At 73.6% G+C, this 16,905-nt stretch carries 19 protein-coding genes and 1 tRNA gene; 3 read left to right on the top strand and 17 right to left on the bottom strand.

What is annotated here, in order from left to right; genetic code table 11:
- Positions 1-69: 69 nt before the first annotated feature.
- Positions 70-345, top strand: coding sequence for a hypothetical protein (locus KYT88_RS07815; protein WP_043587093.1), 276 nt, complete (start codon positions 70-72; stop codon positions 343-345).
- Between the two features lie 116 nt (positions 346-461).
- On the top strand, positions 462-1,952 hold the full coding sequence (locus KYT88_RS07810; RefSeq protein ID WP_043587901.1) for an SDR family NAD(P)-dependent oxidoreductase: 1,491 nt from the start codon (positions 462-464) through the stop codon (positions 1,950-1,952).
- A 79-nt stretch (positions 1,953-2,031) separates the two neighbouring features.
- Here the strand turns inward: KYT88_RS07810 and KYT88_RS07805 are convergent, their stop codons facing one another.
- From KYT88_RS07805 to KYT88_RS07780, 6 genes are all read right to left on the bottom strand, one after another.
- The gene (locus tag KYT88_RS07805; protein ID WP_015490188.1) at positions 2,032-2,304 is read right to left on the bottom strand and encodes an HPr family phosphocarrier protein; all 273 of its coding nucleotides are present in this window, start codon (positions 2,302-2,304) and stop codon (positions 2,032-2,034) included.
- A gap of 40 nt (positions 2,305-2,344) precedes the next feature.
- Positions 2,345-4,414 carry a PTS fructose transporter subunit IIABC gene (locus KYT88_RS07800; protein ID WP_043587095.1) on the bottom strand — a complete coding sequence of 690 codons (2,070 nt, stop codon included), beginning with the start codon at positions 4,412-4,414 and terminating at the stop codon, positions 2,345-2,347.
- Positions 4,415-4,436: 22 nt separating this feature from the next.
- On the bottom strand, positions 4,437-5,408 hold the full coding sequence (locus KYT88_RS07795) for a 1-phosphofructokinase family hexose kinase (RefSeq protein ID WP_043587097.1): 972 nt from the start codon (positions 5,406-5,408) through the stop codon (positions 4,437-4,439).
- Positions 5,405-6,193, bottom strand: coding sequence for a DeoR/GlpR family DNA-binding transcription regulator (locus tag KYT88_RS07790; RefSeq protein WP_043587098.1), 789 nt, complete (start codon positions 6,191-6,193; stop codon positions 5,405-5,407). The genes KYT88_RS07795 and KYT88_RS07790 overlap by 4 nt, the downstream gene beginning before the upstream one ends.
- A gap of 134 nt (positions 6,194-6,327) precedes the next feature.
- Positions 6,328-7,335 (bottom strand): SGNH/GDSL hydrolase family protein, encoded by a 1,008-nt coding sequence (locus KYT88_RS07785; protein ID WP_043587100.1) that lies wholly within the window; start codon positions 7,333-7,335, stop codon positions 6,328-6,330.
- A 41-nt stretch (positions 7,336-7,376) separates the two neighbouring features.
- Positions 7,377-7,700 (bottom strand): hypothetical protein, encoded by a 324-nt coding sequence (locus tag KYT88_RS07780; protein WP_043587102.1) that lies wholly within the window; start codon positions 7,698-7,700, stop codon positions 7,377-7,379.
- Positions 7,701-7,820: 120 nt separating this feature from the next.
- Between KYT88_RS07780 and KYT88_RS07775 the strand changes: the two genes are divergently transcribed.
- Entirely contained in the window at positions 7,821-8,756 is a 936-nt protein-coding gene (locus tag KYT88_RS07775; protein WP_043587104.1) for a nuclease-related domain-containing protein, read from the top strand.
- A 59-nt stretch (positions 8,757-8,815) separates the two neighbouring features.
- On the opposite strand, the gene KYT88_RS07770 is transcribed toward KYT88_RS07775, so the two are convergent.
- The 11 genes from KYT88_RS07770 to rplU form a co-directional block, all read right to left on the bottom strand.
- Positions 8,816-8,888: transfer RNA gene (locus tag KYT88_RS07770), tRNA-Ala, on the bottom strand.
- 101 nt (positions 8,889-8,989) lie between these two features.
- Positions 8,990-9,397, bottom strand: a complete 408-nt coding sequence (locus tag KYT88_RS07765) for a TFIIB-type zinc ribbon-containing protein (protein ID WP_043587106.1) — start codon at positions 9,395-9,397, stop codon at positions 8,990-8,992.
- Positions 9,398-9,428: 31 nt separating this feature from the next.
- The gene (gene rsfS / locus KYT88_RS07760; RefSeq protein ID WP_012038183.1) at positions 9,429-9,806 is read right to left on the bottom strand and encodes a ribosome silencing factor; all 378 of its coding nucleotides are present in this window, start codon (positions 9,804-9,806) and stop codon (positions 9,429-9,431) included.
- 39 nt (positions 9,807-9,845) lie between these two features.
- On the bottom strand, positions 9,846-11,363 hold the full coding sequence (locus tag KYT88_RS07755; RefSeq protein WP_043587107.1) for a hypothetical protein: 1,518 nt from the start codon (positions 11,361-11,363) through the stop codon (positions 9,846-9,848).
- Positions 11,360-11,962: a nicotinate-nucleotide adenylyltransferase gene (gene nadD / locus KYT88_RS07750; protein WP_043587108.1), complete on the bottom strand. Its 603-nt coding sequence runs from the start codon at positions 11,960-11,962 to the stop codon at positions 11,360-11,362. Before nadD ends, KYT88_RS07755 begins: the two co-directional genes overlap by 4 nt.
- Before the next feature lie 17 nt (positions 11,963-11,979).
- Positions 11,980-12,195: a hypothetical protein gene (locus tag KYT88_RS07745; RefSeq protein WP_012038180.1), complete on the bottom strand. Its 216-nt coding sequence runs from the start codon at positions 12,193-12,195 to the stop codon at positions 11,980-11,982.
- Positions 12,196-12,292: 97 nt separating this feature from the next.
- A complete protein-coding gene (locus KYT88_RS07740) occupies positions 12,293-13,591 on the bottom strand; it encodes a glutamate-5-semialdehyde dehydrogenase (RefSeq protein WP_182480719.1) in 1,299 nt (432 codons plus the stop codon).
- A 49-nt stretch (positions 13,592-13,640) separates the two neighbouring features.
- On the bottom strand, positions 13,641-14,420 hold the full coding sequence (proB, locus tag KYT88_RS07735; protein WP_043587109.1) for a glutamate 5-kinase: 780 nt from the start codon (positions 14,418-14,420) through the stop codon (positions 13,641-13,643).
- A 3-nt stretch (positions 14,421-14,423) separates the two neighbouring features.
- Positions 14,424-15,962, bottom strand: a complete 1,539-nt coding sequence (gene obgE, locus KYT88_RS07730) for a GTPase ObgE (RefSeq protein ID WP_043587110.1) — start codon at positions 15,960-15,962, stop codon at positions 14,424-14,426.
- A gap of 119 nt (positions 15,963-16,081) precedes the next feature.
- Positions 16,082-16,336 carry a 50S ribosomal protein L27 gene (gene rpmA, locus KYT88_RS07725; protein ID WP_012038176.1) on the bottom strand — a complete coding sequence of 85 codons (255 nt, stop codon included), beginning with the start codon at positions 16,334-16,336 and terminating at the stop codon, positions 16,082-16,084.
- 24 nt (positions 16,337-16,360) lie between these two features.
- On the bottom strand, positions 16,361-16,669 hold the full coding sequence (gene rplU / locus KYT88_RS07720; RefSeq protein WP_012038175.1) for a 50S ribosomal protein L21: 309 nt from the start codon (positions 16,667-16,669) through the stop codon (positions 16,361-16,363).
- Positions 16,670-16,905 lie beyond the last annotated feature (236 nt).

The following is a 16,905-nucleotide window of genomic DNA, read 5'->3' as shown; positions in this document are numbered from 1 at the left end:
CACGCGTCCCGGCGCGGAGTTCTCCACAGGCAGCAGGGGGCGTCGGGCGCCAGCGCGTACGGTCGCCGGATGCCGTCCCTCCCCCTCGACCCGCGTCCCGACCGCGCCCCGCTCCACCCGACCCCGGCGTCGACGCCGCCCGCCGACACGGACGCGGCCACCGCGGGTCACGTCGCAGACGACGCGACCGCCGGCGTCGTCGCCCCGGAATCCGTCCCCGTCGACCCCGAGGCGGAGCGGGCCCGCTGGCGCGACCGCCGCACCGGGGTCATCGCCCTCGTGGTCGTCACCATCGCGCTCTGGGCGGTCATCGCCGCCGCGGTGGGCTTCGCCACCACGATGTAGGCGGCGCCGGGTCCCCGGCGGCCGCCCGGGAGCCGCCGACGCCCCGGGTATCATCTCCTGTGCCCTCCGACGCCCTGCCCGACGACCCCGCCCGCCCCGCGGATCCCGTCACCCCCATGCCCGACGCCGCCGCCTCCCCCGACGAGTCGTCCGCCCCCGGATCGGCCATCGATCCCGCCGACCTCGCCGTCGCCCTGCGCGTGCTCGGCTCGCTCGCCGACATCGACGAGGAGCACCCCGACTTCGTCGCCGTCCGCCGCGCCACCGCCTCGATGTTCAAGCAGGTGAAGAAGGCCCGCCGGCTCGAGAAGCGCGAGGCCGTCGCCAGCGCGGACCGCGCCGTCGTCGCCGCCACCGCCACGGGCGCGCCCGACCGCATCGACGACGAGACCCGCGGCATCCCGCTCGCCATCACCACCGCGAAGCCCACCGCCGGCACGCTCCTGCGCTCGCGCCCCTGCTACATCTGCAAGCAGCACTACACGCAGGTCGACGCGTTCTACCACCAGCTCTGCCCCGACTGCGCGCTCCTCAACCACGCGAAGCGCGAGGCCCGCACCGACCTCACGGGCATGCGCGCGCTCCTCACGGGCGGCCGCGCCAAGATCGGCATGCACATCGCGCTGCGCCTCCTGCGCGACGGCGCGCACACCACCATCACCACGCGCTTCCCGCGCGACGCGGTGCGCCGCTTCGCGGGCCTCCCCGACGCGCACGAGTGGGTGCACCGCCTGCGCATCGTCGGCCTCGACCTCCGCGACCCGGCGCAGGTCATCGGCCTCACGGACGCGGTGGCCGCCGCGGGTCCCCTCGACATCCTCATCAACAACGCCGCGCAGACCGTGCGCCGCTCCCCCGGCTCGTACGCGCCGCTGTCGGAGGCCGAGGCGGCGCCGCTCCCCGACGGCGACCTCCCGGAGCTGCTCACCTTCGGCCACACGGCCGACGCCCACCCGGCAGCCCTCGCCGCGTCCGTCGCGGCGCACCCGATCCTCTCGACCGCCACCGGGATCACCGCCGCCGAGGTCACCGAGCTCGCCATGACCGCGGGCTCGTCGTCGCTCGCGCGCCTGGCGGCCGGCACCGCGATCGACGCGGGCGGCCTCGTGCCCGACCTGCACGACGCGAACAGCTGGACCCAGATGGTGCACGAGGTGGATCCGCTGGAGATGCTCGAGGTCCAGCTCGCCAACGTGACGGCGCCGTTCCTGCTCGTCAGCCGCCTGCGCCCCGCGATGGCCGCGTCGGCGTCGCGCCGGAAGTACGTCGTGAACGTGAGCGCCATGGAGGGCCAGTTCGCCCGCGCCTACAAGGGCCCTGGCCACCCGCACACGAACATGGCGAAGGCCGCGCTCAACATGATGACCCGCACCTCGGCGCGCGAGATGCGCGAGACCGACGGCATCCTCATGACGAGCGTCGACACCGGGTGGATCACCGACGAGCGGCCGCACCCCACCAAGGTGAGGCTCGCCGAGGAGGGCTTCCACGCGCCGCTCGACCTCGTGGACGGGGCGGCGCGGGTCTACGACCCCATCGTCATGGGCCAGGCCGGCGAGGACATCTCGGGCGTCTTCCTCAAGGACTACCGCGTCGCCGAGTGGTGACGCCCCACGCCGCAGCCGCCTGACACGACGAGAGGCCCGGACCCGCATCGCGGTGTCCGGGCCTCTCGTCGTGGGACGGCTACTCGACGGCGTCGAGGTCGCTCTCGAGCAGCGCCGCCAGCTCGTCGAGCGCGGCGTCCGCGCCGTCGCCCTCGGCCGTGAGCACGACCTGGTCGCCGTTCGCGGCGCCGAGGCTCATGAGCGACAGGATGCTGGTCGCGTCGAGCGGCGTTCCTCCCGGCTTGCTGATCCTCACCGGCACGCCCGTGCGGCGGACGGCCTCGATGAAGAGGGATGCGGGTCGGGCGTGCAGGCCCACGCGGCTGCCGATGGTGGCGGTGCGCTCGGTCATGGACGTTCTCCTTCAGATGTGCGGGATGGGACGGGCGGGATCAGGCGGTTCGGGTTGAGGCCGCGACGGGGACGCCCTGGTCGGCGGCGGACGTCTCGGCGACGGCCTCGGGGCGCTTCGTCGTGAAGCGCTTGAGGAGCACGACGAGGAAGGCGGAGATCACCGCGCCGACCGCGACGGACGCGAGGAAGCCGAGGAAGGTGCCGTTCATGGCGAAGAGGACGAACACGCCGCCGTGCGGGGCCTGCGACACGACGCCGAGCCCCATCACCATGGCGCCCGTGACGGCACCGCCCACGATGCTCGCGGGGATCACGCGCAGCGGGTCGACGGCCGCGAACGGGATCGCGCCCTCGGAGATGAACGCGGCGCCGAGGAGCCACGCGGCCTTGCCGTTCTCGCGCTCGGCCGGGCTGAACAGGCGGCGGTCGATCACGGTGGAGGCGAGCGCCAGGGCGAGCGGCGGGACCATGCCGGCGGCCATGACGGCGGCCATGATCGCCCAGGGGGTCTGGTCGGCGATGGAACCGGCACCGAGACCGGCGACCGCGAACGAGTAGGCCACCTTGTTGATGGGGCCGCCGAGGTCGATGCACATCATGACGCCGAGGATGATGCCCAGGACGATGGCCGACGTGCCGGTCAGGCCGGACAGGAAGTCGTTGAGGCCGCGCGTGAGCGCCGCGATCGGTCCCCCGAGGACTATGACCATCAGGCCGGAGGCGACGATGGAGGCGAGCAGCGGGATGATCACGACGGGCATGAGCCCGCGCAGCCAGCGCGGCACGTCGATGCGCCCGATCGCGTAGGCGACGCCGCCGGCGAGGAGGCCGCCGACCAGACCGCCGATGAAGCCCGCGCCCATGATGAGCGAGACGGCTCCGGCGACGAACCCGGGCGCGATGCCCGGGCGATCGGCGATGGCGTAGGCGATGTAGCCGGCCAGCACCGGCACGAGGAACTTCATCGACGCGTTGCCGATGACGAACGCGACGGCACCGAGGTAGCTCAGGACCCCGCCGTCCGGCAGATTGGCGAGCGAGTTCTGGACCACGATGTCGGAGGCGACGTCGGAGATCCTGTACCCGCCGAGCAGGAACCCGAGCGCCATGAGCAGACCGCCGCCCGCGACGAACGGGATCATGTAGCTGACGCCCGTGAGCAGCCAGCGCTTGAGGCGCGCGCCCACGGACTGCGACGCCTGCGGGGAGGCCTGCTCGGATCCGGCGGACGACGCGCCGCCCGGCACGCGCGGGGCGTTCGGGTCCTTCGCCGCGGCGACTGCCTCGGCGACCATCTGGTCGGGCTGGTCGATGCCGCGCTTCACGGGCGACTGGATGACGGGCTTGCCGGCGAAGCGCGCGCGGTCGCGCACGTCCACGTCGACGGCGAAGATCACGGCGGTGGCGCGCGCGACGATCGCGGGGTCCACGGGCGTGACGGAGGAGGATCCCTGGGTCTCGACGTGCAGCTCGACGCCCGCGCGCTTGGCCGCCGCGACGAGCGAGTCGGCCGCCATGTAGGTGTGCGCGATCCCGGTGGGGCAGGCGGTGACGGCGATGAGCACGGGCGCGTCGGCGTCCGGCGCGGTCGTGGCGGGTGCGGACGCCGACGTGGCGGGAGCGGCGGCGGCCGGGGCGCCCGTCGAGGAGGCGGGCTCGTCCACGAGCGCGCCCTCCACGAGCGAGACGACCTGGTCCTCGTCGGTCGCCGAGCGCAGCGCCTCCACGAATTCGGGCTTGATGAGCGACCGGGCGAGGCGCGACAGGAGCACGAGGTGCTCCTGGTCGGCTCCGTCGGGCGCGGCGATGAAGAACACGAGGTCGGCGGGGCCGTCCGGGGCGCCGAAGTCGACGGCGGGCTTCGGGCGGGCCATGACGAGCGTGGCCTCCGTCACCGCGGCGGAGCGGCAGTGCGGGATCGCGAGCCCGCCGCCCATGCCGGTGTCGGTCTTCGACTCGCGCTCCCACGCGTCGGCGAAGAGGGCGTCGGCGTCGGTGGCGCGGCCCTCGGCGACGACTCGCTCGGCGAGCGTGCGGACGGCGTGCTCGCGGTCGGCGCCGAGGTCGGCGTCGAGGAGCACGAGGCGGTTCGTGATGAGCGATGGCATGTTCTTCTCCAGGTGGGGCGGGTCAGCGATCGGCGGCGATCGGGAGGAGCGGCTGGACGGTGACGCTGTCCGGCCGTGTCTGGTCGGGGGACGGCATGGTGCTGCCGGGCAGGGACGCGGCGGCGGATCCGTGGGCGACGGCCTGCGCCAGCCGCCCCTCGGGTCCTGCCCCGCGGTGGTCGGCGAGCAGGTAGCCCGCGAGCGACGAGTCGCCCGCGCCCACGGTGCTCACCGGCACGATCGGGGGCATGGTGGCGAGCCATCCGCCCTCGGCCGTGGTGAGGACGGCCCCCCGTGCCCCGAGGGTCGCGAGGACCGCCCGGCAGCCGCGGGAGACGAGGGAGCGGGATGCGTCGTGGGCCAGCCGGGGGTCGGCCTCGAGCGCATCCGGGTCGGGGAGGCCGACGAGCTCGGCGAGCTCCTCGGCGTTGGGCTTGACGAGGTCCACGACCGCACCGGACGCGACGAGCGCCGCCATGGGCGCGCCCGACGAGTCGACGGCGATCCGCGGCGCGGCGTCGCCGAGCTCGGCGCGCACGGCCTGCACCACGCGCGCATGGAAGTCGTCGTCGAGGCCGGGCGGCAGCGATCCCGCCAGCACGAGCCAGCTCGCCCGGCGCGCGTGCCGGATCACGAGCGCGACGAGCGCGTCCGCCTCGGATGCGGAGAGCACGGGTCCCGGCTCGTTGACCTTGGTGGTCGTGCCGTCGGGCTCGGTCAGCGTGACGTTCTGCCGCACGCGGCCGTCGATGTCCAGGTGGTCGAGCGGGATCCGCTCGGCGGCGAGGGCCACGAGCATGGGGTCGTCGAGGCGGCCGGGCAGCAGCGCGATCGTGTCGAGGCCCGAGGCGATGAGCGCGCGCGAGACGTTGACGCCCTTGCCGCCCGGCTGCTCGGCGACGCCACGGGCCCGCTGGACGGCGCCGCGCGCGAGGGCGCCGGCGAGGTCGATGGTGCGGTCGAGGCTCGGGTTGGCGGTGAGGGTGAGGATCACGCGACCATCACCTCCACCTCGGCGGCCGCCAGCGCCTCGGCCAGCTGCCCGTCGGGCGCGACGTCGGTGACGAGCGCGTCGAGGTCGTCGAGGGCCGCGAAGCCGACGAGCGCCTCCTCCCCCGCCTTCGACGCGTCGACGAGCGCCACGGCGCGTCGGGATCCTCGGGTCAACGCGGTCTTCACGGCCGCCTCCTCCTCATCGGGTGTGCTCAGGCCGAACTCGGCGTGGATCCCGTTGGCGCCGATGAAGGCGATGTCGGGTCGCAGGCGCGCGAGCTGGCCGAGGGTCGCGGGGCCGACGGCCGCGCTCGTGATGCCGCGGACGCGGCCGCCGAGCAGCTGCACCTCGACGGCGGGGTTGCGGGTGACGGTCTGCGCGACGGCCATCGAGTGAGTGACGACCACGAGCGTGCGGCCGGGGACATCGGGTCGCCACGCGGCGACGCGCTCCGCGACGAGGCCCGTGGTGGTGCCGGCGTCGAGCGCGATGGATCCCTCGAAGCTCGCGGGCAGGAAGGCCATGGCCGCGTCGGCGATGCGCGCCTTCGCCGCCGTGTTGCGGGAGCCGCGCGTGTCCAGGCTCTCCTCGGCGCGCGTGGACCTGTCAGCCCGGACGGCGCCGCCGTGCACCCGGCGGAGCACGCCGCGGCTCTCGAGCTGCGCGAGATCACGGCGCACGGTCTCGGTCGTCACGTCGAAGTCGCGGGCGAGACCGAGGACGGCCACGCGGCCGGTGCGCTCGAGGAGGGCGACCACCCTGTCCTGGCGCTCTTCGGCGTACATGGGCGGTCTCCTTCGACTCCGTGGGGCACTGCGCCTCGCGTCCTCGCACTGTAGCCCTCATCCGCGGGAGAAGCAACACGATCCCACAGGAACCCACACGATCCCAGAATCGCCGTCGCGTGCAGCGGCGGTGATCAGCGGCCGAGCGCCGTCGCCTCCTCGCGCAGCACGTCCGCGATGGCCCCCGACTCCCAGGCGAGCCCCGCGGCATTCGGATGGAGCGGGACGTCTCCCGCGCTGCCGCCGAGCCCCGCCACGTACGGATCCCCCGCGTCGCCGACGCATGCTCCGTGGTCGGCGGTCGGCGTCTCCTGGTCCACGAATCGCACGCCCGCGTCGGCGGCCACCCGGGCGATCGCGTCGTCGAGCTCGCGCTGGATCCCCGCGAGCCACACCGCATCGCGGTCGGCGAGGAGCACCTGCCCGTTCACGGTCGACGTCGCCGTGGCCCGGAGGCAGCCCTCCGTGGGGAGCGCATCCGGGTCGCCGAGCACGCTGAGGTAGCCGAGCGCGACGATGCGGGCGCCAGGAGCCGCGGCGCGGATCCGTGCGAAGGCGTCGGCGAGACGCGTCGCCACCTCGCCGTCGATGCGGGCGCGGACGGCGTCGGTCCCGCCCGCGGGCGCGAGCGCGTCCACGCACGTCGTCGGCCCGGCGGCCACCGGCCCGTCCGGATCCCGGGCGAGGCAGCCGCCGACGAGGGCGGGGAAGCCGAGGTCGTTGCCCCCGAGGCGCACGAGGACCACGTCGGCGCCGTCGGCGAGGGCGTCCAGCTGCGCGGGCACCGTCTGCCCGCCGCGCTCGCGCGGGGCGGCGAGATCCGCCGTGCTGGCGCCGTCGCAGGCCGCGTCGACGAGATCCGCGCCGACCGCGGCCGCGGCGACCCGAACGGACGAGGCGACGGTGCGACCGCACACCCCCGGGTCGCCGGGCAGGGGCTCGGCCGGGCCCGTACCCGTGGAGTAGGAGTCGCCGAGGGAGACCACCCGCAGCGGCGCCGTCGGGGTGGCGGTCGACGGTGCGACGGCATCCGGCGCGGTGCAGCCGCTCACGAGGACGAGGACGGCGGTCGTCGCCGCGAGGAGGGCGGCTCCGTGGATCCGCGGACGGAGACGGGCGGGACGTGCGGGACGGGCATGCATCCCCTCGACCCTACGCGCGCGCGGCAGGCCGATCGGCCGGGTCAGTCCTCGACGCCGCGCTGACGCGCGTAGACGACGACGGCCACGATCAGCCCGACGAGGAGCCCGGCAGCCAGCGGGAAGAGGAACCCGCCCGGGCCGATCTGCGTCACGACGCTGCCGTGGTCGATGCGGGTGTCGACCACGCCAGGGACGTCGAGCCCGGGGTAGCCCTCGGTGCCCTGCGCGAAGGAGGTGATGAGGAGCGTCACGATGACGGCCGCGCCGACGACGAAGGCGGACAGGAACCCCAGCACCGCGGAACCGACCACCGACGTGCGGTGCGGGTCGGTGGTGTGCGTCCGGTGCAGGGTGGCGTGCGACATTGTGGAGCTCCAGGGGTCGATGACCTGAGCAACGGTACCCGGGTCCTCCAAGTGGAGGACAGTCCCCCGATCGGGGAGCGGATCCCGCGCGGACGGGAGCCCTCGTGCTTGCCTGCCCCCATGCAGATCCTCGCCTGGACCCTCGTCGTCCTGCTCCTCGTCGCCATCGCCGTGCTGGTCCGGATCGGTCGCCGCCTCGAGGCGCGTCGCACCGAGGCCGCACGAGAGGAGCTTGCGCTCCACGCACGGCGGGTCGCCGAGCTCGAGGAGGGGCATGCGTCGCTGCTCGGCTCCCGGGCGACCGTCCATGCGCGAGAGCTCGCGCTGCTCCACGAGCGTCTCGCCGCGGCCGTCGCCGACGCGGAGGAGGCCCACGGCCGGTTCGCCACCACCTGGGAAGGGGAGGCGGTGTCCCATGCGCTGATCGCGTCATCCTGCGCGGCCGCAGATCTGCCGGGCCTGCTGGCGACGAACGTGGTCTTCGTCGTGACGGAGGACGAGAGGCGCTTCATGGCGCAGATCGACCACGTGCTGGTCACTCCGCGGGGTGCCCTCATCATCGAGAACAAGCACTGGGCGGGCGTCGTCTTCGACGGCAGACGCCCGTCTTCCGTGCACCCCTCGTTCGGCGCGCTCCTGCAGCTGCCCGAGGGCGCGGAGACCTCAGCCGTGCAGGTGCGGCTGGATCCGCAGAGGGGGACGCTCGTCGTCCGCACCCACGTCGGATCGAAGGCGCCCGTGAAGCAGGTGCGCATCCAGTCGGAGCGGCTGCGAGCGCACCTCGTGCGGGAGGTCGGCTCGGCGCCCTGGTTCCAGACCGTCGTGCTGTACAGCCACGCGGACGTCATCCTCCATGCGGCTGCCGAGCAACGTCCGGCTTCGTCGCGGGTGCCGACCCACGTCGTGCGCGGGGCGAGCGGGCTGACCGCCGTCCTCGAGGGACTGCAGACGGGACGGGGCTCCACGGTGGAGGAGTCCCTGATCGAGCGGCTCGAGCGGCTGTTCTCGCACAACGGGGCACATGTCGAGCGCGTGGGGCCGGCGCGAACGTCCTGATCCTGCCGTCGAGACGGGAAGAGCCCCGCACCTCCGGGAGGAGGAGCGGGGCTCGAGGGTGGATCTGAGGGGATTCGAACCCCTGACCCCCTGCATGCCATGCAGGTGCGCTACCAACTGCGCCACAGACCCGTGATCCGCTTCCCTGCGGAAGCGACTCGTCTACATTACTACACATTCCGACCACCCCATGACCAGGGCATCCTCGTCCACGGGCGGCCGGCGCGGACGGCTCAGTCGAACAGCTCGCTGAGCCAGCTCTCCTTCTTGCGGCGCTTCCCGCCGTATGCGTCACCGTTCCCCAAGCCGCCCGCTGCCGGGTAGCCGGAGCCGCCGCGGTCCCCGTATCCGTCGCCACGGGACCCGTACGAGCGATCGCGGTCGCCGTCTCGGCGACGTTCGTCCTCGCGCCGTCCGTCATCCCGGCGCCGGTCGTCGCGACCCGGGTCCGGGTACCCGCCGAGCGGCGCCGCGGGCGACGCGGCCGTCGGGCCGGATCGCGTCTCCTGCTCCGCGCGATCGAGGATCTTGTCGAGCTCGCCGCGGTCGAGCCACACGCCGCGGCAGTCGGGGCAGTAGTCGATCTCGACGCCGGCGCGCTCGCTCATCACGAGGGTGGCCGAGTCGTTGGGGCACTTCACGCGAGCTCCCCGCGGGACGCGTGGCGGAGAGTCAGGATGCGGAGGCCGTCGGCTCGATCTCGAGGGCGACGACGGGGCAGTCCTTCCAGAGGCGCTCCAGCGAGTAGTACATGCGGTCCTCCTCGGTGAAGACGTGGGCGACGACGTCGCCGAAGTCGAGGAGGATCCAGCGACCCTCGCTCTTCCCCTCCCGGCGCAGCGGCTTGGCGCCGGCCTCGATCATCTTGTCCTCGATCTCGTCGGCGACCGCCTGCGCGTTCCGCTCGTTGCGGGCCGAGGCGATGAGGAAGACGTCGGTGAGGGGCAGGGGCCCGGAGACGTCGAGCGCGACCAGGTCGATGGCCTGCTTGGAGTCGGCAGCGAGGGCGGCGACCTTGAGCAGGTCGAGGGCGCGGGGAGAAGCGGTCACAGAGTCCTTCCGGGACGGGTGGGATGGTGCATCAGACGATCAGAATACATTCGTCATGAACGCGACGATGACGAGGCCGGCGCCGATGACGGCGACTCCGCCGGCGGCGACGGCCGCGACGACGGGCGCGGTGAAGCGCTTGCGGGGCGGCGGCTGCACGACGGCGCGCGTCGACGTGTGCGTGCTGACGGCACGGCTGGCGCGGACGGGCTCCGAGTCGGTGCCGCCCGGCGCGTGGTCGTGGTCGTCGCCCTGCTCGAGGATGCGGTCCATGTCGGCCGTGTCGAAGCGGTCCGGGTGCGTGCCCATGGAGCCGAGGCTGCGCGGCAGGTCGATGGAGCCGGTGATGATGATCTCACCCGTGCTGTTGAGCGCCTGCTGCATGTCGTTGGCGTGCGGCACGGTCGGGAGGATGAAGTGGTTGCCGGTGTGGGGCTGGTCCTCGTCGACCTGGTCCTGCACGGACCAGTGACCCGTCGGCGGGGTGAACGGCGCGCGGGCGTCGGGCGCGGCGGAGTCCGTCGGGGCGGGCACGGCCGATGCGGGGTCGTCGTCCGGCGTCTCGGCCCGGTCGCCCGGGAGCGCCTCGGCGGCGGACGCGCGCGTGCCGAACGCCGGCTCGAGGGACGGCTCGGCGGATCCGGTGACCCACGGCGTCGCGTCGAGCGAGGGCGCGGGGCGCGGATCCTCGTCGGAGCTCGGGGCATGGGCCGCGAGGGGCGGGACGGTCGGCTGCTCGCCTGACGCGTCCACGTCGCGACCGGCGGAGTCCCCCGAGGGGACGATCGGTGCGAACGGCCAGGCCGACGGCGTCTCGGCGGGGGTCGTCTCGCGGTCCGCCGGCGCGTCGGGTGCCTTCGCCTGCGCGTCGTCCTCCGCGGCGGGTGCGGGTGCTTCCGTCGACTCGGCAGCGGACGCGCGACGGTAGGCGCTCCCGTAGGGCGCACGGGGCCGCGGCGTCGCGCGGGAGCCTCGGCCGTACCGCGCGTACGGCGGGACGGACGTCTCGGACGAGGACGGGGGCGCGTCGTCCACGGCCGCGGCGGCGGGCTCCGCGTCGGACGGTGTCGATCCCGCGTCCGAGCCGACGGGCGTCGCCTGCGCGTCCTCGTGCTCGGATCCGCGCTGCTCGCGGGCGGCCTCCTCGGCCTCGCGGATGGCGCGGAGCTGGCGTCGCGTGAGCACTCCGCCCGACAGCAGGATGGCCGAGGTGTCGGGGCCGATGCCGGGAGCGGTCAGCGGGGCGGCCAGAGGCGTCGTCGCCTCGTCGGGCCGGGGCCCTGTTCCGTCCCCACGCGAGGGGGAGGCGTTCTCGGCCTCGGTGTCCGCGGGGGTCGCCGTCGCCGATCGCTCGTCGGAGGATTCGTCGGTCGAGGCGTCCGCAGCGGTCGTCGGCTCGTCCGCGGGGGCGTCGTCCGCCTCGTCGATGCCGAGCGCGAGCGCGCGGGCACGCTCAGCGGCCCGCATCTCGCGGCGGCTGAGCCCCAGGGTCGCGGGAGCGGGACCGTCGTCGAACGAGGCCGGCCCGGTGTCGGGCGCGTCGTGGGAGGGGGTCATTGCGGGCTCCGATACAGGTGGTGCTTGGAGATGTACTGGACGACTCCGTCGGGGACGAGGTACCACACGGGGAAGCCCCGTCCGACACGGGCTCGGCAGTCGGTCGAGGAGATCGCCAGCGCCGGGACCTCCAGCAATCTTACGTCGGCGTGCGGGAGGCCGCTCTCGGTCAGGTCGTGCCCGGGTCGGGTGACGGCGACGAAGTGCGCCAGGTCCCACAGCTCGGCGACGTCCTTCCAGCCCAGGATCTGCTGGATGGCGTCAGCTCCCGTGATGAAGAACAGCTCCGCGTCCGGGTGCGTGCGACGGATGTCGCGGAGCGTGTCGATCGTGTACGTGGTGCCCGCGCGGTCGATGTCGACGCGGCTGACGGTGAAGCGCGGGTTGGCCGCGGTCGCGATCACGGTCATCAGGTAGCGGTGCTCGCCGTCCGTGACGGTCTGCTTCTGCCACGGCTGGCCGGTGGGGACGAAGATCACCTCGTCGAGCTGGAGGTGCTGCTGCACCTCGCTCGCGGCGACGAGGTGGCCGTTGTGGATGGGGTCGAACGTGCCGCCCATGACCCCGATGCGGAGGCGCGGGGTGGCGGCCGTCGTCATGTGGTGGGTGCTCGCGCTCAGTGGGTGGAGTCGGCGGTGCCGTGGCCCTGCTCGGCGACCGGGGGCTTGCCCCACTTCTCCGAGTGGCGGTTCGCCACGTCGCGGAAGCTGAACATGACCACCCCGAGCGCGAGGAACGCGACCGCAGCGACGGCCGGGAACACCCAGAGCGGAGCTGCGAGCTCCATGGCGTGCTCGGTCTCGGCGAGGATGGTGGTGGTCAGCGCGTGCATGTGATCTCCGTTCGTGGCACGCCCCGTCGAGCGGAGGCGGCGCCTGCCATCCTACCGGGGGGCCCCGCACGGGGCGCACGCCGGCCCGGGCGTGCCGTCAGCCGCGGACCTGCCCGCTCCCCCGCACGATCCACTTGGTGCTGGTGAGCTCCTGCAGGCCCATCGGACCCCGCGCGTGCAGCTTCTGGGTGGAGATGCCGACCTCGGCGCCGAAGCCGAACGCGGATCCGTCGGTGAAGCGCGTGGACGCGTTGACCATGACGACGGCCGAGTCCACGGCGGCGAGGAAGCGCTCGGCCACGGCCAGGTCGGACGTGACGATGGACTCGGTGTGGTGCGTCGACCAGCGGGCGATGTGGGCGACAGCGTCCTCCACGGAGTCGACGACGCGCACCGCGAGGTCGAGCGAGAGGTACTCGGCCGCCCAGTCCTCGTCCGTGGCGGGGACGGCGTCGGGCCACAGCTCGCGCACGGCGGCGTCGCCGTGCACGGTGACGCCCCGGTCGCGGAGGGCGTCGAGCACGGCGGGGAGGACCCGGGGGGCGGCGTCGCGATGCACCAGCAGCGTCTCCATCGCGTTGCACACGCTCGGGCGGCTGACCTTGGCGTCGACCGCGATGTCGACGGCCATGCGCGCATCGGCCGAGGCGTCGAGGTAGACGTGCACCACGCCGGCCCCGGTCTCGATGACCGGGACGGTCGACTCCTCCACGACGGTGCGGATGAGGTCGGCGGATCCGCGCGGCACGAGCACGTCGACGAGCCCGCGTGCCCGCATGAGCCGGGCAGCGCCCGATCGGCCGTGCGCGTCCACCGTCTGCACGGCGTCGGCCGGGAGGCCGGCCCGGTCGAGGGCGTCGCGCATGACGTCGACGAGGACGGCGTTGGTGCGGAGGGCCGCGGATCCGCCGCGGAGCACCACGGCGTTGCCGCTCTTCAGGGCGAGCGCGGCGATGTCGACCGTGACGTTGGGGCGGGCCTCGTAGATCGCGCCGACCACGCCGAAGGGGACGCGCACCTGCGAGAGCAGCAGGCCGTTCGGGAGGGTGCGGCCGCGGACGACGTGGCCGAGCGGGTCGTCGAGCCCGCGGATCCCGGCGACGGCGTGGGCCAGGGAGGCCACGCGCGTCGCGTCGAGCGTCAACCGGTCGAGCAGGCCGGCTGCCAGCCCGGCGTCACGGCCCGCGGCGAGGTCCCAGGCGTTGGCCGCGACGATGCGATCGGCTCCGGAGACGAGCGCGGCCGCGATGGCGTCGAGCGCGGCGTCGCGCTGGACGGAGCTGCTGGCGGCGAGGGACGTGGACGCGGCGCGGGCGGCGGCGAGGATCCGCGCGAGCTCGTCGGCGGGAGGGGCCTCAGCGGCGATGGTCGGGGCGACGGGCGCGTTCGAGGGCATGCACCGCAGCCTACTGACGCACCGCCGGCCCGAGGAGGTGGCGGAATGTTCAGCCGCGGGGCGCGAACCAGGTGCCGACGTGCTCGCCCACGAGGGCCGCATGGACCTGCGCGGTCGACGTGAGGAGGACCCCTGTGCCGGCCTCGGCGGCGAGGCGCGCGGCGGCGACCTTGGTCACGGCTCCCCCGGTGCCGACGCCCGTGCCGGTGCTGCCGATCTCGACGCCATCGAGCTCGTCGCCGAACGCCACGTGCTCGATGCGGCGTGCGCCCGGCTCATGGGGTGGCCGCGTGTAGAGGGCGTCCACGTCCGAGAGGAGGAGGAGCAGGTCTGCGTCCACCAGCCGGGCGACGAGCGCCGCCAGCCGGTCGTTGTCGCCGAAGCGGATCTCGTGCGTGGCCACCGTGTCGTTCTCGTTGACGATGGGCAGCAGGCGGAGACCGAGCAGCCGCTCCATGGCGCGCTGCGCGTTCTCCCGGTGGTCGGGCGCGGCGAGGTCGCCGGCCGTGAGGAGGACCTGGCCCGCGACGATGCCGTAGCGGTCGAGGCTCTCCTGGTAGCGGAAGATCAGCACGCTCTGGCCGACCGCGGCCGCGGCCTGCTGGGTGGCGAGGTCGGCCGGGCGGTCGTCGAGGCGGAGGAAGGGCATCCCCGTCGCGATGGCGCCGGAGGACACGAGCACGACCTCGGCGCCGCGCGCGTGCGCGGACGCGATGGCATCCACGAGCGGCGCGATCTGCCCGGCGTTGTCCCCGCTGATGGACGACGACCCGACCTTCACGACGATGCGCCGCGCGGACGCGATGTCCGCGCGGGAGGCCGTCCCCATCCGCTAGGCCTTGGCGTCCGAGGACGCGTCCTCGTCCGTCGCGTCCTCGTCGGCCCACAGGCCGGCCTCGCCCTCGCGCACGAGCTGCGCGCGTGCCTCGGCCTTGGCGTCCATGCGGGCGAAGTAGTCCTCGCGACGCGCCTGGTTGGTGCGGCGGCTGATGGGGTCGACGCGAGCGTCGGCGCCGCGGGGGCTGGTGATGAGCTCCGCGGTCGACGTGAGGGTCGGCTCCCAGTCGAAGACGATGCCGTCGCCCTCGCCGATGACGACGCTGGATCCGGCCACCGCGCCGGCCTTGAACAGGCCGTCCTCGACGCCGAGCTTGGCGAGGCGGTCGGCGAGGTAGCCGACGGCCTCGTCGTTCGTGAAGTCGGTCTGCTGCACCCAGCGCTCGGGCTTGGTGCCGATGACGCGGTAGATGTCGCCGTAGCTGCCGCCGTCGACGCGGATGGTGAACGGCTTCTCGTTGACGGCGCGCGGACGCAGCACGATCCGCGGGGCCTCGGGCTCCTCGGCGGCCTTCGTGCGGGCGTCCTCGACGAGCTCCGCGAGGGCGAAGGAGAGCTGGCGCAGGCCGTCGTGGCTGACCGTGGAGATGTCGAAGACGCGGTAGCCGCGGGCCTCGAGCTCAGGCCGGACGAGCTCCGCGAGCTCCTGGGCCTCGGGGACGTCGATCTTGTTCAGCGCGATGAGCTGCGGGCGATCCAGGAGCGGCACCTGGCCGTCGGGGACCGGGTACGCGGCGAGCTCCGTGAGGATGATGTCGAGGTCCGAGATGGGGTCGCGGCCGGGATCCAGCGTCGCGCAGTCGAGCACGTGCAGGAGCGCGGAGCAACGCTCGACGTGGCGGAGGAACTCGAGGCCGAGGCCCTTGCCCTCGCTCGCGCCCTCGATGAGGCCGGGCACGTCGGCGACGGTGTAGCGCGAGTCGGCGACCTCGACGACGCCGAGGTTCGGGTGCAGCGTGGTGAAGGGGTAGTCGGCGATCTTCGGCTTCGCGGCCGAGATGGCGGCGACGAGGCTCGACTTCCCCGCAGACGGGTAGCCCACGAGCGCCACGTCGGCGACGACCTTGAGCTCGAGGACGACGTCGCCCTCGTAGCCGCGCGTGCCGAGCAGCGCGAAGCCGGGGGCCTTGCGCTTCGTGGTGGCGAGGGAGGCGTTGCCGAGCCCGCCCTGGCCGGCCTCGGCGGCGATGAAGCGCATGCCGGGCGTGGCCATGTCCGCGAGCTCGTTGCCGTCGGCGTCCTTGACGACGGTGCCGACCGGGACGGGGAGCTCGAGCTCCTCGCCGAGCGTGCCGTGGCGGTGGTCGCCCATGCCGGGTCCGCCGTTGCGCGAGGAGCGGTGCGGTCCGCGGTGGTAGGCCAGGAGCGTGGTGACCTGGGGGTCCGCGACGAGGACGATGTCCCCGCCGTTGCCGCCGTTGCCGCCGTCGGGTCCCGCGAGGGGCTTGAACTTCTCGCGGCGCACCGAGACGCAGCCGTTCCCGCCGTTTCCCGCCCGCAGGTGGAGGGTCACGGTGTCGACGAATGTCGCCATGGCTGTAGCTCGTTTCTTCTAGAGGTGTTCCCTGCGGAACGCAGACAAGGGCGGGCCGAGGCCCGCCCTTGAAGTGCTGCGCGGCAGTGCCGCCGCAGCGTCCGTGCTGTCGGCCTGCGCTAGGCCGGGACGACGATGTTGACGACCTTGCGGCCGCCCTTGACGCCGAACTGCACCGAGCCGGCGGAGAGGGCGAACAGCGTGTCGTCGCCGCCACGGCCGACGTTGACGCCGGGGTGGAAGTGCGTGCCGCGCTGGCGGACGATGATCTCGCCGGCGCCGACGACCTGACCGCCGAAGCGCTTCACGCCGAGGCGCTGGGCGTTCGAGTCACGGCCGTTGCGGGTAGAGCTCGCGCCCTTCTTGTGTGCCATCTGTTTCTCCCTGCGGTCTCGGTGCTAGTTGATCTCGGTGACCTGGACGCGCGTGAGGTCCTGGCGGTGCCCCTGGCGCTTCTTGTACCCGGTCTTGTTCTTGAACTTCTGGATGACGATCTTCGGACCGCGGAGGTCGTTCAGGATCTCGGCGCTGACGGTGACGTCGGCGAGCTTGGCGGCGTCCGTGGTGATGGTGTCGCCGTCGACGAGCAGGACCGCGGGGAGCACGACCTTGCCGCTCTGCTGGTTCTTGACCCGGTCCATCGTCACGATGGTCCCGACCTCGACCTTCTCCTGCCGACCGCCGGCGCGCACAACTGCGTAAACCACTTTTCCGTACCTGTTTTCTCTCGCGGGCTTGACTCACTGGGGACTTGACGCCCTGTGGCCCGAATCATTGGAGGAAGTCTGCCGCAGGCGCACGATCTCTGGGGATCGGCGCATGCCAGCGACTCACGTTACCGGAACGCCGGACAGGGGTCAAACTCCGGACCCCCGGCGTCCTCGGTCGATCATACGCGAGCCGACGGCCTCCTCGCCGCATGCGCGCCGGGCGCGTCGTGGCC

This window comes from Clavibacter sp. A6099 (assembly GCF_021919125.1).
In the GTDB taxonomy this organism is placed as follows: Bacteria; Actinomycetota; Actinomycetes; order Actinomycetales; family Microbacteriaceae; genus Clavibacter; species Clavibacter seminis.
The sequence above is the reverse complement of the archived record's forward strand: the minus strand, read 5'-3'. Positions and strand labels throughout refer to the sequence as shown.

Excerpts from the sequence above, each read along its gene's own strand:
- KYT88_RS07755 (WP_043587107.1), bottom strand. The coding sequence starts at position 11,363 with ATGACCCCCTCCCACGACGCGCCCGACACCGGGCCGGCCTCGTTCGAC.
- KYT88_RS07800 (WP_043587095.1), bottom strand. The coding sequence starts at position 4,414 with ATGCCATCGCTCATCACGAACCGCCTCGTGCTCCTCGACGCCGACCTC.
- KYT88_RS07790 (WP_043587098.1), bottom strand. The coding sequence starts at position 6,193 with ATGTACGCCGAAGAGCGCCAGGACAGGGTGGTCGCCCTCCTCGAGCGC.
- obgE (WP_043587110.1), bottom strand. The coding sequence starts at position 15,962 with ATGGCGACATTCGTCGACACCGTGACCCTCCACCTGCGGGCGGGAAAC.
- rpmA (WP_012038176.1), bottom strand. The coding sequence starts at position 16,336 with ATGGCACACAAGAAGGGCGCGAGCTCTACCCGCAACGGCCGTGACTCG.
- proB (WP_043587109.1), bottom strand. The coding sequence starts at position 14,420 with ATGGGGACGGCCTCCCGCGCGGACATCGCGTCCGCGCGGCGCATCGTC.
- KYT88_RS07780 (WP_043587102.1), bottom strand. The coding sequence starts at position 7,700 with ATGTCGCACGCCACCCTGCACCGGACGCACACCACCGACCCGCACCGC.
- KYT88_RS07775 (WP_043587104.1), top strand. The coding sequence starts at position 7,821 with ATGCAGATCCTCGCCTGGACCCTCGTCGTCCTGCTCCTCGTCGCCATC.
- KYT88_RS07810 (WP_043587901.1), top strand. The coding sequence starts at position 462 with ATGCCCGACGCCGCCGCCTCCCCCGACGAGTCGTCCGCCCCCGGATCG.
- KYT88_RS07805 (WP_015490188.1), bottom strand. The coding sequence starts at position 2,304 with ATGACCGAGCGCACCGCCACCATCGGCAGCCGCGTGGGCCTGCACGCC.
- KYT88_RS07740 (WP_182480719.1), bottom strand. The coding sequence starts at position 13,591 with ATGCCCTCGAACGCGCCCGTCGCCCCGACCATCGCCGCTGAGGCCCCT.
- KYT88_RS07815 (WP_043587093.1), top strand. The coding sequence starts at position 70 with ATGCCGTCCCTCCCCCTCGACCCGCGTCCCGACCGCGCCCCGCTCCAC.
- nadD (WP_043587108.1), bottom strand. The coding sequence starts at position 11,962 with ATGACGACGGCCGCCACCCCGCGCCTCCGCATCGGGGTCATGGGCGGC.
- KYT88_RS07785 (WP_043587100.1), bottom strand. The coding sequence starts at position 7,335 with ATGCATGCCCGTCCCGCACGTCCCGCCCGTCTCCGTCCGCGGATCCAC.
- KYT88_RS07745 (WP_012038180.1), bottom strand. The coding sequence starts at position 12,195 with ATGCACGCGCTGACCACCACCATCCTCGCCGAGACCGAGCACGCCATG.